Raw genomic sequence first — 18,816 nt, 5'->3', positions numbered from 1 at the left:
ACCTGTTTTATTCGTTGCTTGTCATTATAAATGAAAGCCCAGATAGGATTTTGTCAAAAGAAGGTAACAATTCCAAAGAACTCTTCGACGCTTTCTCCCTTGTTCCCCTTTCCTTTCGTATTTCCTCCGACATTTCTCAAAAAGTTGTCTAAATATGAAAAAATCGGCTTCTGCAACAGAAGCCGATTCGCTTGATGACCCGTACGGGATTCGAACCCGTGTTACCGCCGTGAAAGGGCGGTGTCTTAACCGCTTGACCAACGGGCCAGATATATATGGTAGCGGCGGAGGGGATCGAACCCCCGACCTCACGGGTATGAACCGTACGCTCTAGCCAGCTGAGCTACACCGCCATATAAGATGCTTATAAGCACAAGTTATATAATACAAAGGTTTCTTCATTCCGTCAACAGAAACTTTGAAGTTTTAATTTTCTGACTATAATGACGCATACAAAAAAAGCACCCGCTGGGATAGACGGATGCTCCATGTATTTATAGAAAGCAGCAAGTTATCCTCTTCTTGCTCCGCGCCCTCCACGTTTTGATTCCGTGTTTCGTTTTAAAGATGATAAGCGGTCTTCGCTATCTTTAAGAAACTTGTTCATTTTCTGTTCAAAAGATTCTTTCGGACGGAAATCATTTCTAGGTCTGGCTTGCGGACGGTCTTTAGCTTTTTTAATTGATAAACCAATTTTCCCGTCTTTTTCAACGTTGATGACTTTCACTTCAACTTGATCGCCGACTTTTAAATGCTCGTTAATGTCTTTAACATAATTATCGGCTACCTCACTGATATGAACGAGACCGGTTGAGCCTCCAGGCAATTCAACAAATGCTCCGAAATTTGTAATACCTGTTATTTTCCCTTGCAACTTGCTGCCAACTTCAATCGACATAAAAAAAGTGCTCCTCCTTAGGCTTATAAAAAGATCGTTTGTTTAATTATACCTAAATAAAAATTTAAGTGTCAACAAGGCTACTTGCTCTTCTTTTCTACATTGAAGAGTATCTCACCATTTCCTGACATAAACAAGTCTCTTCTGGCAAGCTCTGTGACGTAATCCTCATCCTTTAATTTGGAAATTTCATCTTTTAAATCAGCCTGTTTCGCGTTCAATTCTTTCACTTGTTTTTCCAGCTGAGCTTTCTTTTCTTCGTTTGCGCTAAGGGAAGAGGTCTGTGACCACAGAGAACCCGCTAAGACAATAGCCGTCAACAACACAAGGGCGCCGAATACGATCAACCGTCTGAAAAGCCCTTTCCGCCTTCTTTTCATAAGCTGGGATTGCCGTTCAACCTGCTCTTTATAGTCGTTTTGGATTTCAGTTATTGTACGTTCTCTAGATAGATTCAAACCAGACGGTCCTCCTTTCACCTTTTCAAAATACGTATCATGGTCGATCTGATTGTTATGATTAGTTTCTTGCTCTTTTGTAAAAATCCTGCACTTTTTTGAAAATATCGTTTGAAAGTAAGACGCCACTTTTCAGGAAGAAGTTTCAATAATTGTTTCAACAGGAAAAACAGCGGATACAGCAAAAACGTTACGATCTTAAAAAGACACTTCGCAAAAAAGGCACTCACCCGATAGGAGTATAAAGAAACAAACGTGATCAGCCCGATGAGCAGCTTAAAGAGCAGAAGCACCGGACGGAACAGCACGTGCTGAATGAGCTTTTTTGCGAATTGGTAAAGAGACACCGCAAGATGAATGGCAAATTTCAGTATTTTTATATACATTCGTTTAAACAGGCTTTGGTACGTCGCAATCCCCAGTAAGACAGCCAAGAAAATGTATAACCTGAGTTCCCCTTCATTCACGTTGAGCAGCACATAGAAAAACAGCAGACCTTGTACAATCCAAAAGAGAATGTCATGAATGAATAACAGCCATCTGGCCGTTTTGGCGCGGCTGACAAACAGCCTGTATGTATCAAGCGACGCTCCGAGCCAGGCGCCCATACCGGTCATTGCCAGCATCGTATAAAATTGGGTGGTCAGCGTCATTTAAACAACTTGCTAAAAAACCCTTTAGCTTTATCCCCTTGCTGCTCGTCTAAATATACAAGGTCGAACACCCTGCCTTTTATAGATACAATCCCTTTTTCCACATCAAGATTTTTCATCTGCAGGTTCTCGCCTCTGACGGAAAGCATTCCCATAACCGTTTCCAGCAAAAACTCTTCGTTGTCAAAACTTTCTACATGCTTGACGCCCGAAATGTCTAAATGCTTTCTCCCTTTCATCGTTACATCATGCTGTTCCGGAACAGAAGAAGAACCTTTTTGCTCATAATATGAATTCATCTATTCAGCCCCCATATCCTCGATACTTTTAGCATTATTACTGCATTGTATGAGGCGGGAGCCTTGTTTAGAACAAGCCTATTCGCCGAGTTTTTCTTCCTTGACGATTGTATACATGCCCGCGGCTTCTTCTTTTTTCGTTGTTTCTTTCAATTCGTTTACCTTCACGGTGACAAGCTTCTGGCCGAAGCGGACCGTCAGTTCATCACCGGCTTTTACGTCTGAGCTGGCTTTCGCCTGATTCCCGTTAACGGTGATTCTCCCCTGGTCGGCGACCTCTTTCGCCAATGTGCGGCGTTTAATTAATCTGGATACTTTTAAAAACTTATCAAGTCTCATATCAGAATCTCCTCTCCATTTCTTTTGCTTCATCCCACAATTTGTCCATTTCCTCAAGTGACATTGCGGTCAATTCAAGGCCCTTTGCTGCCGCTTCTTTCTCAATATAAGCAAAGCGTCTGCGGAATTTGTCATTTGTCATGGCGAGCGCTTCCTCAGGCTCAATTTTATAGTATCGGCCGATATTGACCAATGCAAATAAAACATCGCCGAATTCAGCTTTTAAGCTGATTTCATCTGCTGATTCGGCGGAAGCCTCTGCAGAAAATTCCTTCAGCTCTTCATTTACTTTATCCCATATATCCTGAACGTCATCCCAGTCAAAGCCGGTTTTCGCGGCTTTTTTCTGAAGCTTGGCGGCTTTCGCAAGAGAAGGCAGTGTTTTCGGCACGGCATCCAGCAATGAAGAGGATGTTGTTTGCTTTTCCGCCTTTTTGATTTCTTCCCAGTTGGCGACGACATCATGTTCATCCTGAACCTTAACATCCTTAAACACGTGCGGGTGCCGTCTGACCATCTTCGCACTGATGTCTCTGATGACATCATCAATTGAGAAATACCCCTCGTCTTCTCCGATCTGGGCGTGCAGCATAACCTGAAGCATGACGTCCCCGAGTTCTTCTATCATGTGATCCGTGTCCTCTTCGTCAATGGCCTCAAGCAGTTCGTAGCATTCCTCAATCATATATTTCTTTAATGACTGGTGTGTCTGCTTTTGATCCCACGGACAGCCGTTCGGCCCGCGAAGCTCGCGAATAATACTTCGGAATGCAGAAAATTCCTGGTAAAGGAGTTCTTCTTTTTTAATCGGCGGAACATACACGCTTGTTAAGTTATTTATTTCTACATTGCGGTCAAGTTCAAACAAAGGCACCTTGGTCATTTTTTCTCCCTTGCTTCCGGCTGCCGTGACGATGACCACTTCATAGTCGTCAGGCAATTTCTCCATAAGCGTCAGCTTCACCTCAGAGGCCGTCATTTGGTCATAAACCTGGCAAATGATCAGGTGATGGCGGAGTTCGAGCTCATCCGGCGTCATTGTTTGCGCATCCGTAAATTGAAACCCTTCAATCGGATCAATTCGCAATGCATTAAAAGTGGCATCCAAAAAGCTTTGCCCTCCGGCAGTATGAACAGCTGCCTGTTGTTCTTCCCGGCGTTCAAATAACAGCTGAACGGTTTTCTCAGCGACAAACGGATGTCCGGGCACAGCGTAGACGACATCCTCTTGCTTCGCTTTTTCAAACAGAATGTCCGCGATCTCTTCATAGACCGCTTCAAACTGATCATGTTTTTCATAAATATCATCAAAATACCGGATGTCCGCTTCCGTCTCTTGCTCTAATTCCGGAATCAAAGGGTGGTCTTTCGTTCTTATATATAAATGCTTCGCCTGAGTCAGCAGCTTATGTACGCCCACTGTCAACTGATCCATGTCTCCGGCGCCGAGGCCGACGACCGTAATGTTACCTGCCATGTTTTTCTCTCCTCTTTTTCAATTTGCTTAAAGCACTGCCGAAAGGAAGGCCGCTCAGCTCTTCGTCCGTGAAAATCTTCATTCTTATCATACAATAAATAAACAATAGCCCTCCGATGACTGACGCAGACAGACTCTCACATACAGCTCCGGCCCTGCTGACGGGAACAAATAACTGCCAAAGCTTCATATATACGAGCAGAAAGAAGACCATCAGCAGACTGCACCAGCACAGACGGGCAATCACGCCTCCGATATTCGTCAGCCAGCCCTTCGACCAAATTCTCCGGAGATTCAGGCACGCAACTGCGGCAAATGCCAAGACGGTCGCCAGTGCCGCTCCTGTAATACCCCAGCCGGGGACCAGCCAAACATTCAGCACCCATTTCAGCGCCCCTCCGGCCAAAACGGATACGGCGGGGAAAACGGTATGTCCCGCTCCTTGCAGAATCGCGGCTGCCGTAAGCGCAATCGAGGCAAAAAAGATAGATAAACTGAATATTTGTAAGGTCTGCGTCCCCTCACTGTTTTGGAAAAGCATGATATTCACCGGCTCTAAAATGCAAAAAAGCCCGGCTGATGCACCGATCCCTACCGCAAGGCAGAGCTTGACGGCTGATGTCGCTTTCTCTTTTATGATAAACGGCTTATTCTCATGCACCGCTTTTGAAATTGAAGGAACCAATGACGCGGCGATACTGACGGCAAACACGGTTCCCAGCTGAAGGAGCGGCTGTCCGCGGTCATATATGCCTTTCAGCTGTTTCGCGGCATGGCTCTCCGTCCCGTCTGAAAGCAGTGAATATAAGTTTAAGGCGTCTACAAGCTGAATCAAAAGCATGAGTACACTGCTGATACAGATGGTGACTGAATAAAGCAGCAGCTTTTTTACAATGACGGCCGTTTCGATATGTCCGCCGTCTTTCTTGGTTTCTTCCCGCTTATACCAGAAAACAGCCAATACACAAAGGGCCGCCAAGCTTCCGGCAATTGATCCCGAGGCCGCCCCCGCACCAGCGGCGTATAATGAACGGCCGCTTTTCAAAAGCCAGAAGGATAAACCGAGAAGCACCGCCACGCGAAGAAGCTGTTCCGTAATCTGGGATAAGGCTGACGGCATCATATCATGCACGCCTTGGAAATATCCCCGGAAAACCGCCGTAAACGGAAACAGTATGAAAGCGAACGCCGCGACCCTTATCAGCATCACAAGGCGGTCGTCACCCATAAAACCGGCCAACGGCGCCGCGCCGGCATACATGAGCGCAAACAGAACAAGTCCGGCCGCCGTGACATAAAGGGCGGAAATTTTCATTATTTTTTGTTTATGATCGCTATAATCGTTCATTAATTTTGAGATGATTACCGGAAAACCGGATGTTGACAGCATGACCGCGATCCCTAAAAACGGATACACCTGCTGATAAATGTAAAATCCGACGTCACCGACAATATTCTGAAAAGGAACCCTGTACACGGCGCTTAATATCTTCGTCACGATACCCGCAACGACGAGCACAAAAGCACCTTTCCATGCCGATTGCCGCTTGGCGCCAACTGAATCGTTCATCCAAAAGCTCCTTCCAGCCGCTAGAAAATTACGTCTATAAAACGAGCTTATTATATCACAATCCTAACGGCCGAACCGATAGAGAGCACATATGAATATGAAAAAGAACAGCACTTGTATAAGAGCTGCTCTTTCTCCGTTTTCTTATTTCAATAATGGTAATAAGACCTACTGCTCCATTTGTCTCGCCAAAAAACTGGCTGCCGTTTCTACCGCTTTATGTTCTACTTCTCCAAGTGCCTGTTCTTTGGAAAAGATGACCACGGCACCGATAGGATCGCCATTTGCCACGATCGGAGCTATTGTATAGGAGCTCATATCTTCATCAATGTCATTAACAAGCTGCGCGGACTTCACGTCGTTTTCTACCACTGAGCTGCGCTGATCCATCGTTTTTTCGAGCAAATCGCTGATGGCTTTGTTCAGAAATTCTTTTTTTGAACTGCCTGAAACGGCAATATACGCGTCACGGTCGCAAATCAAGACGGAATGGCCGAGACTGTCATACAAAGCATCTGCATATTCCTTCGCAAAATCGCCAAGCTCACTGATAGGAGAATACTTTTTCAATATAACTTCTCCGTCGCGGTCAACGAATATTTCAAGCGGGTCTCCTTCCCTGATTCGCAGTGTTCTCCGAATTTCTTTAGGAATGACGACCCGTCCTAGATCATCAATACGACGTACGATACCTGTAGCTTTCATCTCTCTGGTGCCTCTCTTTCATGTGATGATATTTAAGGGAAAGTACTAAAGCTCTTTACTTTATGTAGCTTCCGCCACTCGCTTGAAATTAGTATCCGTCACATCAAATGTAATATACACCAGAGAGTAACAATTTTTATGAAGACGCGATTGTTTCTTTCTTCACATCCTGAAGGCCTTTCAGCATGCCGAGCACGGTTTCCAGCCACTCTTCCGTTTTACGGCCTTTCGTCTGTACTGAGATTTTCAGCTTTTTCCCTTCCATTCCCAGTCCGATCTGCCGGCCGTATTTATTGCCGAGTTCGAACAATTTCTGGCCGTCAATCTGTGCGCTGGCCTCTTCAGAAATGGTAAATCTGATCGCGTCTTTATCCTGCTTGATGAGTTCGACGCGTTCATATTTTCCGTATACCTTCATCTCAGCAACCGTAAACAGCCATTCAACCTCTTTAGGGTAGCTGCCGAACCTGTCGATGATTTCATCTTGAAGCTCATTTTTCTCCTCAATTGTGGCGATTGACCTGAACCGTTTGTACATGTCGATTTTTTGCTTGCCGTCTTGTATATAGTTCTCAGGAATATACGCGTCAAGCTCGATATCGATTTCTGTCTCAAACTGTTCGCTTTTCGGAATATCGCCTTTCCGCTCTTCAATCGCTTCCTTGAGCATTTGCGAGTACAGGTCAAAACCGACTGAGTCGATAAAGCCGTGCTGCTGGGCGCCGAGAAGGTTCCCCGCTCCCCTGATCGTCAAGTCACGCATGGCGATTTTAAAGCCTGATCCCAGCTCGGTAAATTCTTTAATCGCCTGCAGCCGTTTTTCCGCCACCTCAGTGAGCACTTTGTCTCTGCGGTACGTAAAATACGCGTAAGCGACGCGGTTGGAACGGCCGACCCGTCCTCTCAGCTGATACAGCTGAGACAGCCCCATTTTGTCTCCGTCGAACACAATCAAGGTATTGACATTTGGTATATCTACGCCTGTCTCAATAATAGTCGTGCTGACAAGGACGTCTGATTCCCCTTCCAGAAAATTGAGCATGACGCTTTCCAATTCATTTTCGGTCATTTTTCCGTGGGCATATGCCACTTTCGCATCGGGAACAAGCATGGAAATTTCATCAGCCTTCCGCTCGATGTCATCCACGCGGTTGTACAAGAAATATACCTGTCCTCCGCGCGCCAGTTCTCTTTCGATGGCTTCCCGCACAAGCGCGCCGTTGTATTCCACGACATATGTCTGAACAGGGAAACGGTTTTCCGGCGGCGTTTCAATAACAGATAAGTCCCGCACACCGAGCATGGACATATGAAGCGTACGCGGTATCGGCGTCGCTGTAAGAGTCAGCACATCGACATTGGCTTTGATCTGTTTGATTTTTTCCTTATGCGTTACGCCGAAGCGCTGCTCTTCATCAATGATGAGCAAGCCGAGATCTTTATAGACGACGTCTTTAGATAAGAGCCTGTGGGTTCCGATTACGATGTCTACCGTTCCGTTTTTCAGGCCTTTAATCGTTTCATTGGATTCTTTTCTCGTTCTGAATCGGCTGAGAAGACCGATGTTAATCGGATAGTCCTGGAAACGCTCCATAATGGTTTCATAATGCTGCTGCGCGAGTATTGTCGTCGGCACAAGAAGCGCGACCTGCTTTCCGTCGGCGATCGCTTTAAAGGCCGCTCGGATGGCTACCTCCGTCTTCCCGTAACCGACATCACCGCAAAGCAAACGGTCCATCGGGCGCTCTCTTTCCATGTCCTTTTTAATCTCCTGAATGGAACGGAGCTGGTCCTCTGTTTCCTGATAAGGGAAAGCAGATTCGAACTGCCGCTGCATTTCATGATCCGGCGAGAACGCATAGCCCTTGCTTGCTTCCCGTTCCGCATAAAGCTTAATCAGATCATCGGCAATATCCTGAACGGAGTTTTCAACTTTTTTCTTCACCCGTTTCCATTCACTGCCGCCCAGTTTATAAAGCTTCGGTTCTTTTCCTTCAGAGCCGACGTACTTCTGCACCTGGTCGATTTGTTCTACAGGGACGTACAGCTTATCGCTGCCCTGATAATGAATGTTGAGGTAATCTTTATGAATGCCTTTGATTTCTAGTGTTTCGATCCCCAAATACTTACCGATCCCGTGGTTGACGTGGACGACATAGTCACCGACCTGAAGCTCGGAATAGCTTTTGATCCGTTCGGCATTTGTCAGCTTCTGCTTTCTCGGCTTTTTCTTGATTCGGTTTTTGAACAGCTCTTCCTCCGTAATGACGGCCAGCTTCATCAGCGGCAGTTCAAAACCGGATTGCAGCTCGCCTTCCATGACATAGACCTGTCCTTGCACAAGCGCTTTGGAGCTGTCCGTTTTTGCGGCTTCAATTTCGTAATCAGCCAGCACGGATGCCAATCTGTCGGTTCTGTCCTTATTTGCGCCTAAAAAGACGACAGTGAAGTTTGATTTCTTAAAGCGCTCCATTTCACCTGCGAGCACATTCATCTGCCCGTGAAAACTCTGCATCTGCCGGCTTGTCACATTCACGATATTCTGAGGGCTTGTATGCTGGACATGACGCAAAAATAATGAATAATAAATAGCCGGGCGCCGCTTTTCGCTCATAAGCTCCTGAAAGCTGAAGGATAAATGAATGTCATGCAGAATTTTCCCTTCCTCGAGCAGACTTGTCATAAATTCGGCCTCTTCTTTTTGCAGCTGATCCTCCATTTCATGAATGCGGCTGACCTCGTCTAACAGTAACAACGTGTCTGCCGGTGTATAATCTAGCAAACTAGCAGGTTTTTCGTAAAAGTACGAGAGATACTTCACAAGTTCCTGATCAGTCTGTCCCGTTGATAACCGTTCTTTATCATGTGAGATATTGATATGAAGCATTTCCTTTTGTTTGTCCTGCTTCAGCTTTTTCAGACTGTCGGCCAGCCCTTTATCGAGCCTTTCCATTGCCCGGGCTTTTTCTTCCGCCCTGATGATCAATTCCTTCGCCGGTCCGATCGCCACATGTTTGAGCGTCTCAATTGATCTCTGGTCATCAGAATTGAAGCTTCTGATGGAATCGACCTCCGTATCAAACAGTTCAATTCGCACCGGATGCTCCGACGTCAGCGGATAAATGTCGATAATTCCGCCGCGAATACTGAATTCACCGGGTGCAGAAACCATATCGGAACGCTCATACCCCACCTCTACAAGGCGCGCGGACAGCTGATCCGGTTCTATTTCGTCTCCGAGTGAAATGACGATCTGGCTGCTTTTCCACAGCTCCTTCGGCGGAAGCATTCTTCTCACTGCCGCAACGGGCGCCACAACGACCGGCGCTTCTCCGTTTGTTAATCTATTAATGACATCAAGCCGCTGAGCGCGCAGTTCAGGGCTCGCTACTGCAATTTCTGAAGAAATCAATTCATTCACGGGGTATAAAAAAACAGATTGATCCCCGAGAAGCGCCGTCAGATCTTCCGTCACTTTTTGGGCCTGATATAAATTATGGGTGATAAAGAAAATCGGCCTTTTCGTTTCCTGTGCAAGGGCGGAGGTAAAAACAGAACGCGCGGAACCTGACAGACCCGCAAGCAGCTGTTCCTTCAGCCCCTCATGTAAACCGTTGACAATGGATTTAAAATCATCGCTTTCTTTAATAAAGGTTTGAATGTTGTCCATATGGGCCCTCCTCTCTATTTTCTGCAAGAACAGAAAAACGCTTTGGTCTAGAATCTACACCAAAGCTTCTTATTGAATAAATGTGTTGTGTTCATGGTAGTGCGGATTGCGCTCCAGCGCCTCTTGGCAGTCTTCACAAATTGTAAGAACATGGACATCTCCATTGTCTTTATATGAAATCATATCGTTTCTTTCCTCATTTGTTAAGTGCTGAAATCCAAGTGACTGTGTCGGCACCGTCGAATATTCCAGGCTCCCTACCTTAAAGCCGCAGTGGCGGCAGAAATAATGCAAAGCCATACGTTGGACCTCCTGATGTGAAAAAATCATTTTTCCCTAGTATGGTCTCCCATTATTTATCTTATACATTTGCATTAAATTCGTTCATGACTTCTAAAAAAGGTTTCGTTAAGGAAGCTTCGCAGGCTTTTACGGTTTTTGAGACGGCATCATTGATATGCGGCGCTTCTTCCTTCGTAAAAGCTCCCAGTACATAGTCAACGACTTTCATTCCGTTGACGGGGCGGCCGATTCCGATTCTGACCCGGTCAAATTCAGGGGTTCCGAGGTGCTGTATAAGCGATTTAATTCCGTTATGTCCGCCTGCGCTCCCTTTCGTCCGGAGCCTGATTTTTCCCGTCGGAAGATCAAGGTCATCGTATATGACTTTCAGATCTTCATGATCGGCATCATAATAATCCAGTAGCGGCCGCAAACATTCCCCTGATAAATTCATATATGTAAGCGGTTTAACAAGTAGAACTTTTTTTCCGGAAACAAACCCCATTCCGTAAAGTCCGTTGAATTTCGTTTTATTCAGTTCAATATTCCATTCTTTAGAAAGCTCGTCAATGGCCATAAAGCCGACATTATGTCTCGTGTTCTCATAGGTTTTCCCGGGGTTACCGAGACCGGCAATCACAAGCATCGTAAATCCTCCCTCAACATCGCTGTAATTCTTCTCATTCTAGCACAAAAGACGTAACCTCGGGCGGGTTACGTCTTAAAGCGCTTATTGATTTTCTCCTTCGGGCTCTTCCCCAGGAGACGGTTCTGCATCTTCTTCGAATGCTTCCTGCTTAGGAGGAAGGATGGAAGCCACGACTTCTTCCGGATCGTTTGTAAATGTATAATTGCCGTCAGCAGTCAGATCTGCGATGGTCAGCACATCATTCATCTCAAGCCCTGAAATATCAACATTGATTGTCTGAGGGATGTCCTTCGGTCTGGCCTTAATCGAAAGCTCATGCAGCGGCTGCTGGATGACGCCTCCGTCTTTGACTCCCTTCGCCTCTCCCGTCAGCTGAATCGGCACCTCGGCCTCCAGCTCCTCACTCATATTCACGACTTGAAAATCGGCGTGCGTCAATTCGTTTTTGAGCGGGTCTGTCTGAAGATCAGTCACCATAACCGATTGCTGATTTCCGTTGACATCAATTGTGATAATCGTGTTTTTTCCTTCGTCCCGCAATGTTTTAAGCAATTCGACACTGTCTAAAGAGACAGGCGTATTCGTTGTTTCTTTACCGTATATAATCCCTGGAACATGTCCTGAATGACGGATTTTCCGAAGCGTCGAACGTTTAAAATCTGTTCTTTCATTTGCTTTTAAAGTTGCCATATTCAGCACCATCCTAATTATCGTTTTATCGTCCTATTAGAACAATACCCACAATAACTGGGATTTAAACCTTAAAGTTTCGGTTTAGCTGAATAAATAGCTGACAGATTGTTTCTCGTGAACGCGGATAATCGCTTCAGCCAGAAGCGGTCCGACAGAAAGCTGCTTAAAGCGTTCGATTTTTTTCTCATCAGGAAGCTTAATGCTGTTCGTTACGACAAGCTCCTTGATTTTAGAGTTATTGATCCGCTCAACGGCAGGGCCTGACAGTACAGGGTGCGTACAGCATGCATACACTTCTGCAGCTCCGTTTTCAACCAGCGCGTTAGCGGCAAGTGTGATTGTGCCGGCCGTATCAATAATATCATCGATCAGAATCGCTGTTTTACCTTCCACGTTACCGACGATGTTCATCACTTCTACCTCATTCGGTCTAGGACGGCGTTTGTCGATAATCGCGATCGGCGCTTTCAGACGGTCCGCAAGTTTGCGGGCGCGCGTCACACCGCCGTGGTCAGGAGAAACAATAACGATATCTTTCAAGTCTTTACCTTCAAAGTAATGGCCTAAAATCGGAACACCCATTAAGTGGTCAATCGGAATATCAAAGAAACCTTGAATTTGCGGCGCGTGTAAATCAAGCGCGATCACGCGTGTCGCACCCGCTGTTTCAAGCAGGTTTGCAAAAAGTTTTGCCGTAATCGGTTCACGTGATCTTGCTTTTCTGTCCTGGCGCGCATAACCGTAGTACGGAATGACAATGTTGATTGTTTTCGCGGAAGCGCGCTTTAAAGCGTCAACCATAATCAGCAATTCCATGATGTGCTCGTTGACCGGCGCACTTGTAGACTGAATGATATAGCAATCACAGCCGCGAATACTTTCTTCTATGTTGATCTGGACCTCTCCGTCACTGAATCTTGTAACAGAGCACTTTCCTAATTGAACCCCTACATTATCCGCGATTTCTTTTGCAAGTTCTGGATTTGAATTCAAAGAAAAAATCTTTAAATTCTTATCTCCGTATTCGTTAGACATGGTAAACCTCCGATTTTAGGATTATTTTTTATGAATGTTTTTCACATAATCTTCTTTATTTACTTGTCTTGCTCTGGCAATGGCAAGCGCTTCGCCCGGCACATCTTCAGTTACGGTTGAACCCGCAGCGACGTACGCGCCTTCTCCCACTGTAACAGGAGCGACCAGATTGGAGTTGCAGCCAATAAAGGCGCCGTCTTCAATTTTGGTTAAATACTTTTTCTTCCCATCATAATTGACCGTGATGGAGCCGCAGCCCAGATTCACATCCGTGCCCACTTCGGCATCACCGATATAGCTTAAATGAGATGCTTTGCTTCGGTCGCCGAATTGTGTTTTCTTGATTTCAACAAAGTTTCCGATCTTCACTTCATTGCCGATTGCGGAATCGGGTCTGATGTGAGCAAAAGGACCGATATTTACATCATTCCCAACTTTGCTGCGATTGACAACGGATTGTTTAATCACAGTGCGGCTGCCGATTGAGCTGTCCTCTATCTCAGTGTGAGGGCCGATGACACATTCATCGCCGATTTCAGCTTGTCCCTTTAACACAGTTCCGGGATAAATAACTGTATCTTGTCCGATACGTGCGTCAGGTGAGATGTACGTATTCATCGGATCGATTAAAGTGACTCCGTTCTGCATATGCCGTTTGTTAATACGCTCTTTCATATACATTTCAGCCTGAGAAAGAGCGACTCTATCATTCACTCCGAGCGTCTCTTGGAAGTTACCAGTCTGGTAAGCGGCAACAGTTTCGCCTTCGTCTTTGAGGATTTCGATCACATCCGGCAGATAATACTCGCCTTGGGCATTTTCATTCGAAACCTGTTCGATGACACGAAAAAGAGCCTCGTTATCAAAACAGTACGTTCCCGTGTTAATTTCTTTCACAAGACGTTCTTGCTCCGAAGCATCCTTGTGCTCCACGATTTTTTGAACGGCGCCGTCTTCACTGCGGATGATTCTTCCGTATCCGGCGGGATCGTCGGCAACGGCCGTTAACACCGTGGCTTTTGCACCTTTGTCTGTATGTTCATTCAGCATGGCTTCCATCGTCTCCGCCGTCAGAAGCGGTGTATCGCCGCAAATAACGATCGTGACACCCTTTTCTCCGTGAAGAAATGGTTTTGCCTGTTTGACCGCATGAGCCGTACCGAGCTGTTCTGCTTGGAGAGCGTAATCGCTTTTCTGTCCGAGCTGCTTCTTCACATCTTCGGCGCCGTGTCCTACGATGGTGACAAGCTTCGCTAAAGATAATTTCAGAGCTTCGTCTGCGACGTGCTCTACCATAGGCTTTCCGCATACCGGATGAAGGACCTTGTAAAGCTTCGATTTCATTCTCGTTCCTTTTCCGGCAGCTAAAATCACTGCAAACCGCTTATCCATTTAATGGCCTCCAATATCCCTTTTATCCATAGAAAAATATATCCTAAATAGCTGTTGATTTCAAGAAGACATCAAAAAGTGCAAGAATTTTCTATGTAATCGCTTTATTTCTGAAAAATCAGATTTAAAAAAGGACTGCCGGAAAAGGCCTTGTGTCAGCCTTTATCAGCAGTCCTTACATTTTGTTATGTTTAAGAAGCCCCGGCTTCTTCATATTCTAATGCTTCAGAATCACCCAAACGATGATACTCATTTAAAACAGCATCCTGGATCTTGCCCCGCGTGCTGGAATTAATAGGATGAGCAATATCGCGGAATTCTCCATCAGGGGTGCGTTTACTCGGCATCGCAACGAAAAGACCATTGTTTCCATCAATCACACGAATATCATGTACGACAAATTCGTGATCCAGCGTGATGGATGCAATCGCTCTCATGCGACCATCGGTATTCACGCGGCGTAATCTTACGTCAGTAACTTCCACAGTAGTTCACCACCTTTTCCCTATATAAAAGCATTAGTCTAACAATTCCACGATTCTTTTTAAATTCCTGCACGTTTCAAAAAGTTTTTTTGAAAATATAGGATATACATACACAATTAGGTGATAAACCATATTTGGGGATCATATACTGCATAAAAAAAGTGATCCCGGAGACCGGAACCACTTTTCTGAGACTTAAGATTTCACCAGCGCAATGACTTCAATTTCCACGAGAGCGTCTTTCGGCAGTCTCGCCACTTCCACACAAGACCTTGCCGGCTTATGTACATCAAAGTATTGTCCGTACACTTCATTCACTTCCGCAAACTGCTCCATATCAGCAATAAACACCGTTGCTTTGACAACCGTCTCGAGAGAAGCCCCCGCTTCTTTCAGCACAGCTTTTAAATTGCTGAACACCTGATGCGTTTGTTCTGTGATATCACCGTTTACCATTTCTCCTTCAGCAGTAAGAGGAATCTGGCCTGAGCTGTAAAACATGTTGTTTACGATGATTCCCTGTGAATATGGCCCGATCGCTGCCGGCGCGTGTTTTGTATGGATTGCTTTTGTCATTTTTCTGTCTCCCCATTCTTTAAATGCTGTTCTTTAAAAAATCGCAGAAAATTGCCGTTTTGAATCTCAATCGTTTTGTCTTTCATATTGATGGTTGAAAGCGTGAGCAGTGACATGTATTCATCGACAAGCCGTTCGTTCACTCCCTCGGCTTCAACCAAAACGCCTATTCCCGCAACGTTTGCATTAAACTCATCAAGCAGGCTGATCATGCCGTTAATGGTGCCGCCGGCTTTCATAAAATCGTCAATAATCAAAACGTTCGAACCCGTAGCCAAACTTCTTTTCGCAAGCGACATCGTTTGAATGCGGTTAGACGACCCTGATACATAATTGATGCTCACCGTGGAGCCTTCCGTCACCTTATTGTCTTTTCGCACGATGACAACCGGAACGTTCAGATAACTGGCCGCTGCGTAAGCAAGAGGGATTCCTTTTGTCGCAACGGTCATCACCACATCAATCTCCCGCTCCGCAAAAACGGAAGCAAAAAGCCTGCCTACATGAGAGAGGACAGATGGTTTTCCTAAGATATCCGTTAAATATACATAACCGCCCGGAAGGATACGCTCAGGATTTACTAAAGACTGTCCCAGCTCCTGTATAAACGCTTCTGCTTCAGCCTGTTTCACTTTTGGAATGTATTTGACGCCTCCGGCAGCTCCCGGCACTGTAAGCAGCGTCCCAATGCCTTGCTGTTCAAAGGTCTGTTTAATAATCGTTAAATCTTCACTGATTGATGACTTTGCTGATTGATACCGTTCTGAGAAAAACGTTAACGGTATTAATTCATGCGGATGGGTTAACAAATAATTTGTTAAGTCCACCAATCTGCCGCTGCGACGAAACTTCATGAACTTACCCCCAAAATCCGAATAATTTAAAAATAATATAACTTAACATACGGATTTAATCAAGAGCATTCTGTTCGCCGATCATCCGCACTGCGTACACTTGATCACAGAAACCTCTTAACCCGTTATAAATCCGCTGCACCTTCGATTCGTATTGAACCAAACCGAATACAGTCGGTCCGCTTCCGCTCATTAACACCGCATCAGCGCCGAAGCGTTTCATTTGATTTTTAATCATCGCCACCTCGGGATGGAGGCTGAGCGTAACCGACTCCAATACGTTTCCTAATTGTCCGCATACCTTTTGGAAGCTTTTTTCTTCAATCGCGTCAATCATCGTCTGCACATCAGGATGCCGAACCTGCTGTAAGTTCAGCCGGCGGTACACTTCGGCAGTCGATACCCCGATCGTCGGTTTGGCGAGCACGACCCAGCAATGAGGCGGAGCACTGATGTGCCTGATCTTCTCACCGCGTCCGGTTGCCAGAGCAGTGCCCCCGTATACACAGAAGGACACGTCTGAGCCGATTTCAGCCCCAAGCTCCGCGAGCTCTTCGACAGAAAGCTTTAAATCCCAAAGCCTGTTCAGCCCTCTGAGCGTGGCTGCCGCATCGCTGCTTCCGCCGGCAAGCCCTGCCGCTACAGGGATCACTTTTGTAATCATAATGGAAACGCCTTTTTTGACTTGAAACCGTTCTTTAAGCAGTTTGGCTGCCTGATAAGCCAGATTCCTTTGATCATCCGGAACAAAGCGATTATGCGACGCCACTCTGATAACGTTTTCGGGCAGTTCTGTCAGTTCAATCCGATCTGCCAAATCAATTGTCGTCATGATCATCTCCACTTCGTGATAACCATCCGGGCGTTTACTCGTCACATCGAGGGACAGATTGATTTTGGCCGGCGCTTTTTCTAAAATACGCATAGCTTTCACCTACTTCTCCATCTAAACATAAGTATGAACATTGTATCACATTTGGAGACCCGGAGGTACTTATCCGAAATTGACGCCGGTTTTGAATGCCGATAGAAAAAACCGGGGAACGGATTGTCCCCCGGGCCACTGCATTATCGGTTATTTTGGTTCTGAGCCGCCATCTGCTGTTCGGCAATCTCAATCGCGCGCTTTACCATATTCCCGGCGTCACGCGCCCGAATGCCTCCCCAGCCCTCGTTTTTCACCGTATCGTAAAAACCAAGGTCCTTCGCCAGCTCATATTTGAACTCATCTGACATAACTCCACGACGTCTGCCCAAACGAAACAACCCCTTTTATAGAATTGATCACCATTCGTGCACGCCACGATAAAACATGTGACACTTATAGCTTCCGTTTAATCGGCCGAAACTTTCGAGGGAATAATTAGAAGAGCTTTAGAAGGCAAAACAAAAAGCAGTAAACAAAAGGTTCACTGCCCATTAAAATGCTACTGAGCTTGCCGCATCGTCATTGAATGTCAATTCAACAGTCTCAGTCAGAATATCAGCATAACTGTATGAAACTCTTTCAAACGAATTCTCGTCTTGATCTAGTTGTATCACAAAAACAGAAGGGTACGTCTCAGCTAAAATGCCCGAACGCTCAATCGTTTTTCGGCGGCCGCCGTTTGCTTTTAACGTAAGCCGTTTACCTAAATTCCCATCAAGCGATCTTTTTATATCGGACAACGTCTTCGCCATTGCATCCACCTCACTACATTTATTGTACAACAAGAGCCCAATTTTGTCAAATAAAATTTAAATTATATCAACGTTAATAAGTCATTGTCAACAAAATTATTTTGACAAAATTCTATTGATTTCTGCGTTATTTTTCACAAGTTCCGGAAATTTATGTATCAATATGTAAAATAATTAACCCGCATAGCGAAATATATGCGGGTTTTATCACTCATCCATTTGATTTATACGGCATACCGACACGCAGCACACCCTTCGTTTCAATTCCTCCCAGCCCTTTCTCTCTCGTCAGCGTATTTCTCAGGACATCCCATACATTGATCCGCTCCATAAACGGAGTGAAGCTGATTTTCGCGACAATATATACCGGGTCAAGCGCGTGGATATTGACGCGTGACGGCGAACTTGCAAAATTCGCGCCCGCTCTGATTAAAGACTCGAAATGAGATTGGCAGGCCCCCGCGAATATAACCAGCTGATCCAAATGAGGGACTTTACGCCTCGCTCTTTGAACGGTTTCGACAAAGTGTTTGGAATGCCTGTAGGCGCTTAAATCGTTCACGCCTCCCTTATGCTTGGAATATGCATCATGGCCGGTGATGACTAAAATATCCGGCCTGTATTTATCAAGCAGCTCGTCAATTGATGCCGGCATTTTTTTCTCATGGCAATGAATTCCGTATACCGGCACACCGATTTTTTCATAAAAGTTCAGGCACTTTTTCAAATAGGCCTCATCGCCGTCCAGATGCAATACCTTTCCGGGCATATGAAAGTAGTGCTCCTGATGCTGATATTGATTTGTCGCATAATATTCCTGTTTTTCCCGAAGCAGCTTATAATCCTGGCGGAGCAGCTCGAGAGATTCATTCATCCTGCTTTCATCTCTTTTCTTTCTCATGGCCTGTTCGTCTTTTCTCACAGGCTCCAAATCAGAAAAATCAGCATCCGCAATCAATCTGACTTCGTCACCATGCAGGATGGCAATTGAATTTCCGTTGCTTGTTTGCTCTATACCGATAATGCGAAATAAAACATCCATTTGATAGGATTTCCTGGCTACCATATCTCCTATTTGAAATTGCACGTTACCCACTCCAC

Annotated in this window: 21 protein-coding genes and 2 tRNA genes; all 23 read right to left on the bottom strand. The window is 45.6% G+C overall.

Annotated features, from left to right (window positions below):
* Window positions 1–195: 195 nt before the first annotated feature.
* The 23 genes from NYE68_RS00390 to yabG all read right to left on the bottom strand — a co-directional run bounded on the left by NYE68_RS00390 (window position 196) and on the right by yabG (window position 18,802).
* A tRNA-Glu gene (locus NYE68_RS00390) sits at window positions 196–267 on the bottom strand.
* A 9-nt stretch (window positions 268–276) separates the two neighbouring features.
* Window positions 277–353, bottom strand: a tRNA-Met gene (locus NYE68_RS00385).
* Window positions 354–511: 158 nt separating this feature from the next.
* A complete protein-coding gene (locus NYE68_RS00380; protein ID WP_004264630.1) occupies window positions 512–898 on the bottom strand; it encodes a S1 domain-containing RNA-binding protein in 387 nt (128 codons plus the stop codon).
* An 80-nt stretch (window positions 899–978) separates the two neighbouring features.
* The gene (gene divIC, locus NYE68_RS00375) at window positions 979–1,356 is read right to left on the bottom strand and encodes a cell division protein DivIC (protein WP_004264632.1); all 378 of its coding nucleotides are present in this window, start codon (window positions 1,354–1,356) and stop codon (window positions 979–981) included.
* Window positions 1,357–1,373: 17 nt separating this feature from the next.
* Complete coding sequence (gene yabQ, locus NYE68_RS00370) at window positions 1,374–2,009, bottom strand: spore cortex biosynthesis protein YabQ (RefSeq protein WP_324636176.1); 636 nt, start codon at window positions 2,007–2,009, stop codon at window positions 1,374–1,376.
* Window positions 2,006–2,308, bottom strand: a complete 303-nt coding sequence (gene yabP, locus NYE68_RS00365; protein ID WP_004264638.1) for a sporulation protein YabP — start codon at window positions 2,306–2,308, stop codon at window positions 2,006–2,008. The genes yabQ and yabP overlap by 4 nt, the downstream gene beginning before the upstream one ends.
* Before the next feature lie 78 nt (window positions 2,309–2,386).
* Window positions 2,387–2,647, bottom strand: a complete 261-nt coding sequence (locus tag NYE68_RS00360; RefSeq protein WP_007409934.1) for an RNA-binding S4 domain-containing protein — start codon at window positions 2,645–2,647, stop codon at window positions 2,387–2,389.
* 1 nt (window position 2,648) lies between these two features.
* Window positions 2,649–4,124 carry a nucleoside triphosphate pyrophosphohydrolase gene (gene mazG / locus NYE68_RS00355; protein ID WP_040238633.1) on the bottom strand — a complete coding sequence of 492 codons (1,476 nt, stop codon included), beginning with the start codon at window positions 4,122–4,124 and terminating at the stop codon, window positions 2,649–2,651.
* Window positions 4,114–5,694, bottom strand: coding sequence for a polysaccharide biosynthesis protein (locus tag NYE68_RS00350; RefSeq protein WP_040238636.1), 1,581 nt, complete (start codon window positions 5,692–5,694; stop codon window positions 4,114–4,116). Before NYE68_RS00350 ends, mazG begins: the two co-directional genes overlap by 11 nt.
* Before the next feature lie 168 nt (window positions 5,695–5,862).
* Window positions 5,863–6,399 carry a stage V sporulation protein T gene (gene spoVT, locus NYE68_RS00345; protein WP_004264646.1) on the bottom strand — a complete coding sequence of 179 codons (537 nt, stop codon included), beginning with the start codon at window positions 6,397–6,399 and terminating at the stop codon, window positions 5,863–5,865.
* 136 nt (window positions 6,400–6,535) lie between these two features.
* Window positions 6,536–10,069: a transcription-repair coupling factor gene (mfd, locus tag NYE68_RS00340; RefSeq protein ID WP_033575247.1), complete on the bottom strand. Its 3,534-nt coding sequence runs from the start codon at window positions 10,067–10,069 to the stop codon at window positions 6,536–6,538.
* A gap of 69 nt (window positions 10,070–10,138) precedes the next feature.
* Window positions 10,139–10,369, bottom strand: coding sequence for an anti-sigma-F factor Fin family protein (locus tag NYE68_RS00335; protein ID WP_004264650.1), 231 nt, complete (start codon window positions 10,367–10,369; stop codon window positions 10,139–10,141).
* 61 nt (window positions 10,370–10,430) lie between these two features.
* Window positions 10,431–10,997, bottom strand: coding sequence for an aminoacyl-tRNA hydrolase (pth, locus tag NYE68_RS00330; protein WP_004264652.1), 567 nt, complete (start codon window positions 10,995–10,997; stop codon window positions 10,431–10,433).
* An 84-nt stretch (window positions 10,998–11,081) separates the two neighbouring features.
* A complete protein-coding gene (locus NYE68_RS00325) occupies window positions 11,082–11,690 on the bottom strand; it encodes a 50S ribosomal protein L25/general stress protein Ctc (RefSeq protein ID WP_014416724.1) in 609 nt (202 codons plus the stop codon).
* Between the two features lie 84 nt (window positions 11,691–11,774).
* Window positions 11,775–12,728, bottom strand: a complete 954-nt coding sequence (locus NYE68_RS00320) for a ribose-phosphate diphosphokinase (RefSeq protein WP_007409928.1) — start codon at window positions 12,726–12,728, stop codon at window positions 11,775–11,777.
* Window positions 12,729–12,749: 21 nt separating this feature from the next.
* Window positions 12,750–14,120 carry a bifunctional UDP-N-acetylglucosamine diphosphorylase/glucosamine-1-phosphate N-acetyltransferase GlmU gene (gene glmU / locus NYE68_RS00315; RefSeq protein WP_004264658.1) on the bottom strand — a complete coding sequence of 457 codons (1,371 nt, stop codon included), beginning with the start codon at window positions 14,118–14,120 and terminating at the stop codon, window positions 12,750–12,752.
* A 191-nt stretch (window positions 14,121–14,311) separates the two neighbouring features.
* A complete protein-coding gene (gene spoVG / locus NYE68_RS00310) occupies window positions 14,312–14,605 on the bottom strand; it encodes a septation regulator SpoVG (RefSeq protein WP_004264660.1) in 294 nt (97 codons plus the stop codon).
* A gap of 195 nt (window positions 14,606–14,800) precedes the next feature.
* A complete protein-coding gene (ridA, locus tag NYE68_RS00305; RefSeq protein WP_004264663.1) occupies window positions 14,801–15,181 on the bottom strand; it encodes a 2-iminobutanoate/2-iminopropanoate deaminase in 381 nt (126 codons plus the stop codon).
* Window positions 15,178–16,035, bottom strand: coding sequence for a pur operon repressor (purR, locus tag NYE68_RS00300; RefSeq protein WP_004264666.1), 858 nt, complete (start codon window positions 16,033–16,035; stop codon window positions 15,178–15,180). The genes ridA and purR overlap by 4 nt, the downstream gene beginning before the upstream one ends.
* A 55-nt stretch (window positions 16,036–16,090) precedes the next feature.
* On the bottom strand, window positions 16,091–16,960 hold the full coding sequence (gene ispE / locus NYE68_RS00295; RefSeq protein WP_053573819.1) for a 4-(cytidine 5'-diphospho)-2-C-methyl-D-erythritol kinase: 870 nt from the start codon (window positions 16,958–16,960) through the stop codon (window positions 16,091–16,093).
* Between the two features lie 143 nt (window positions 16,961–17,103).
* A complete protein-coding gene (locus NYE68_RS00290) occupies window positions 17,104–17,292 on the bottom strand; it encodes a small, acid-soluble spore protein, alpha/beta type (RefSeq protein ID WP_011996172.1) in 189 nt (62 codons plus the stop codon).
* A 162-nt stretch (window positions 17,293–17,454) separates the two neighbouring features.
* Window positions 17,455–17,715, bottom strand: a complete 261-nt coding sequence (locus tag NYE68_RS00285; protein ID WP_003218330.1) for a Veg family protein — start codon at window positions 17,713–17,715, stop codon at window positions 17,455–17,457.
* A 211-nt stretch (window positions 17,716–17,926) separates the two neighbouring features.
* Window positions 17,927–18,802, bottom strand: coding sequence for a sporulation peptidase YabG (gene yabG, locus NYE68_RS00280; RefSeq protein WP_004264691.1), 876 nt, complete (start codon window positions 18,800–18,802; stop codon window positions 17,927–17,929).
* Between the last annotated feature and the right edge of the window lie 14 nt (window positions 18,803–18,816).

Origin of the sequence: Bacillus sp. FSL R5-0447, assembly GCF_038606125.1 — a bacterium.
GTDB lineage: Bacteria > Bacillota > Bacilli > Bacillales > Bacillaceae > Bacillus > Bacillus velezensis.
Note: the sequence above shows the minus strand (reverse complement) of the source record. Positions and strands in the feature narration are given on the sequence as shown.

Bases quoted from the DNA above. Each gene is read 5' to 3' on its own strand.
- NYE68_RS00380 (WP_004264630.1), bottom strand. From the start codon at position 898: ATGTCGATTGAAGTTGGCAGCAAGTTGCAAGGGAAAATAACAGGTATT.
- yabQ (WP_324636176.1), bottom strand. From the start codon at position 2,009: ATGACGCTGACCACCCAATTTTATACGATGCTGGCAATGACCGGTATG.
- yabP (WP_004264638.1), bottom strand. From the start codon at position 2,308: ATGAATTCATATTATGAGCAAAAAGGTTCTTCTTCTGTTCCGGAACAG.
- NYE68_RS00360 (WP_007409934.1), bottom strand. From the start codon at position 2,647: ATGAGACTTGATAAGTTTTTAAAAGTATCCAGATTAATTAAACGCCGC.
- mazG (WP_040238633.1), bottom strand. From the start codon at position 4,124: ATGGCAGGTAACATTACGGTCGTCGGCCTCGGCGCCGGAGACATGGAT.
- NYE68_RS00350 (WP_040238636.1), bottom strand. From the start codon at position 5,694: ATGAACGATTCAGTTGGCGCCAAGCGGCAATCGGCATGGAAAGGTGCT.
- spoVT (WP_004264646.1), bottom strand. From the start codon at position 6,399: ATGAAAGCTACAGGTATCGTACGTCGTATTGATGATCTAGGACGGGTC.
- mfd (WP_033575247.1), bottom strand. From the start codon at position 10,069: ATGGACAACATTCAAACCTTTATTAAAGAAAGCGATGATTTTAAATCC.
- NYE68_RS00335 (WP_004264650.1), bottom strand. From the start codon at position 10,369: ATGGCTTTGCATTATTTCTGCCGCCACTGCGGCTTTAAGGTAGGGAGC.
- pth (WP_004264652.1), bottom strand. From the start codon at position 10,997: ATGCTTGTGATTGCCGGTCTCGGTAACCCCGGGAAAACCTATGAGAAC.
- NYE68_RS00325 (WP_014416724.1), bottom strand. From the start codon at position 11,690: ATGGCAACTTTAAAAGCAAATGAAAGAACAGATTTTAAACGTTCGACG.
- NYE68_RS00320 (WP_007409928.1), bottom strand. From the start codon at position 12,728: ATGTCTAACGAATACGGAGATAAGAATTTAAAGATTTTTTCTTTGAAT.
- glmU (WP_004264658.1), bottom strand. From the start codon at position 14,120: ATGGATAAGCGGTTTGCAGTGATTTTAGCTGCCGGAAAAGGAACGAGA.
- ridA (WP_004264663.1), bottom strand. From the start codon at position 15,181: ATGACAAAAGCAATCCATACAAAACACGCGCCGGCAGCGATCGGGCCA.
- purR (WP_004264666.1), bottom strand. From the start codon at position 16,035: ATGAAGTTTCGTCGCAGCGGCAGATTGGTGGACTTAACAAATTATTTG.
- ispE (WP_053573819.1), bottom strand. From the start codon at position 16,960: ATGCGTATTTTAGAAAAAGCGCCGGCCAAAATCAATCTGTCCCTCGAT.
- NYE68_RS00285 (WP_003218330.1), bottom strand. From the start codon at position 17,715: ATGGCGAAGACGTTGTCCGATATAAAAAGATCGCTTGATGGGAATTTA.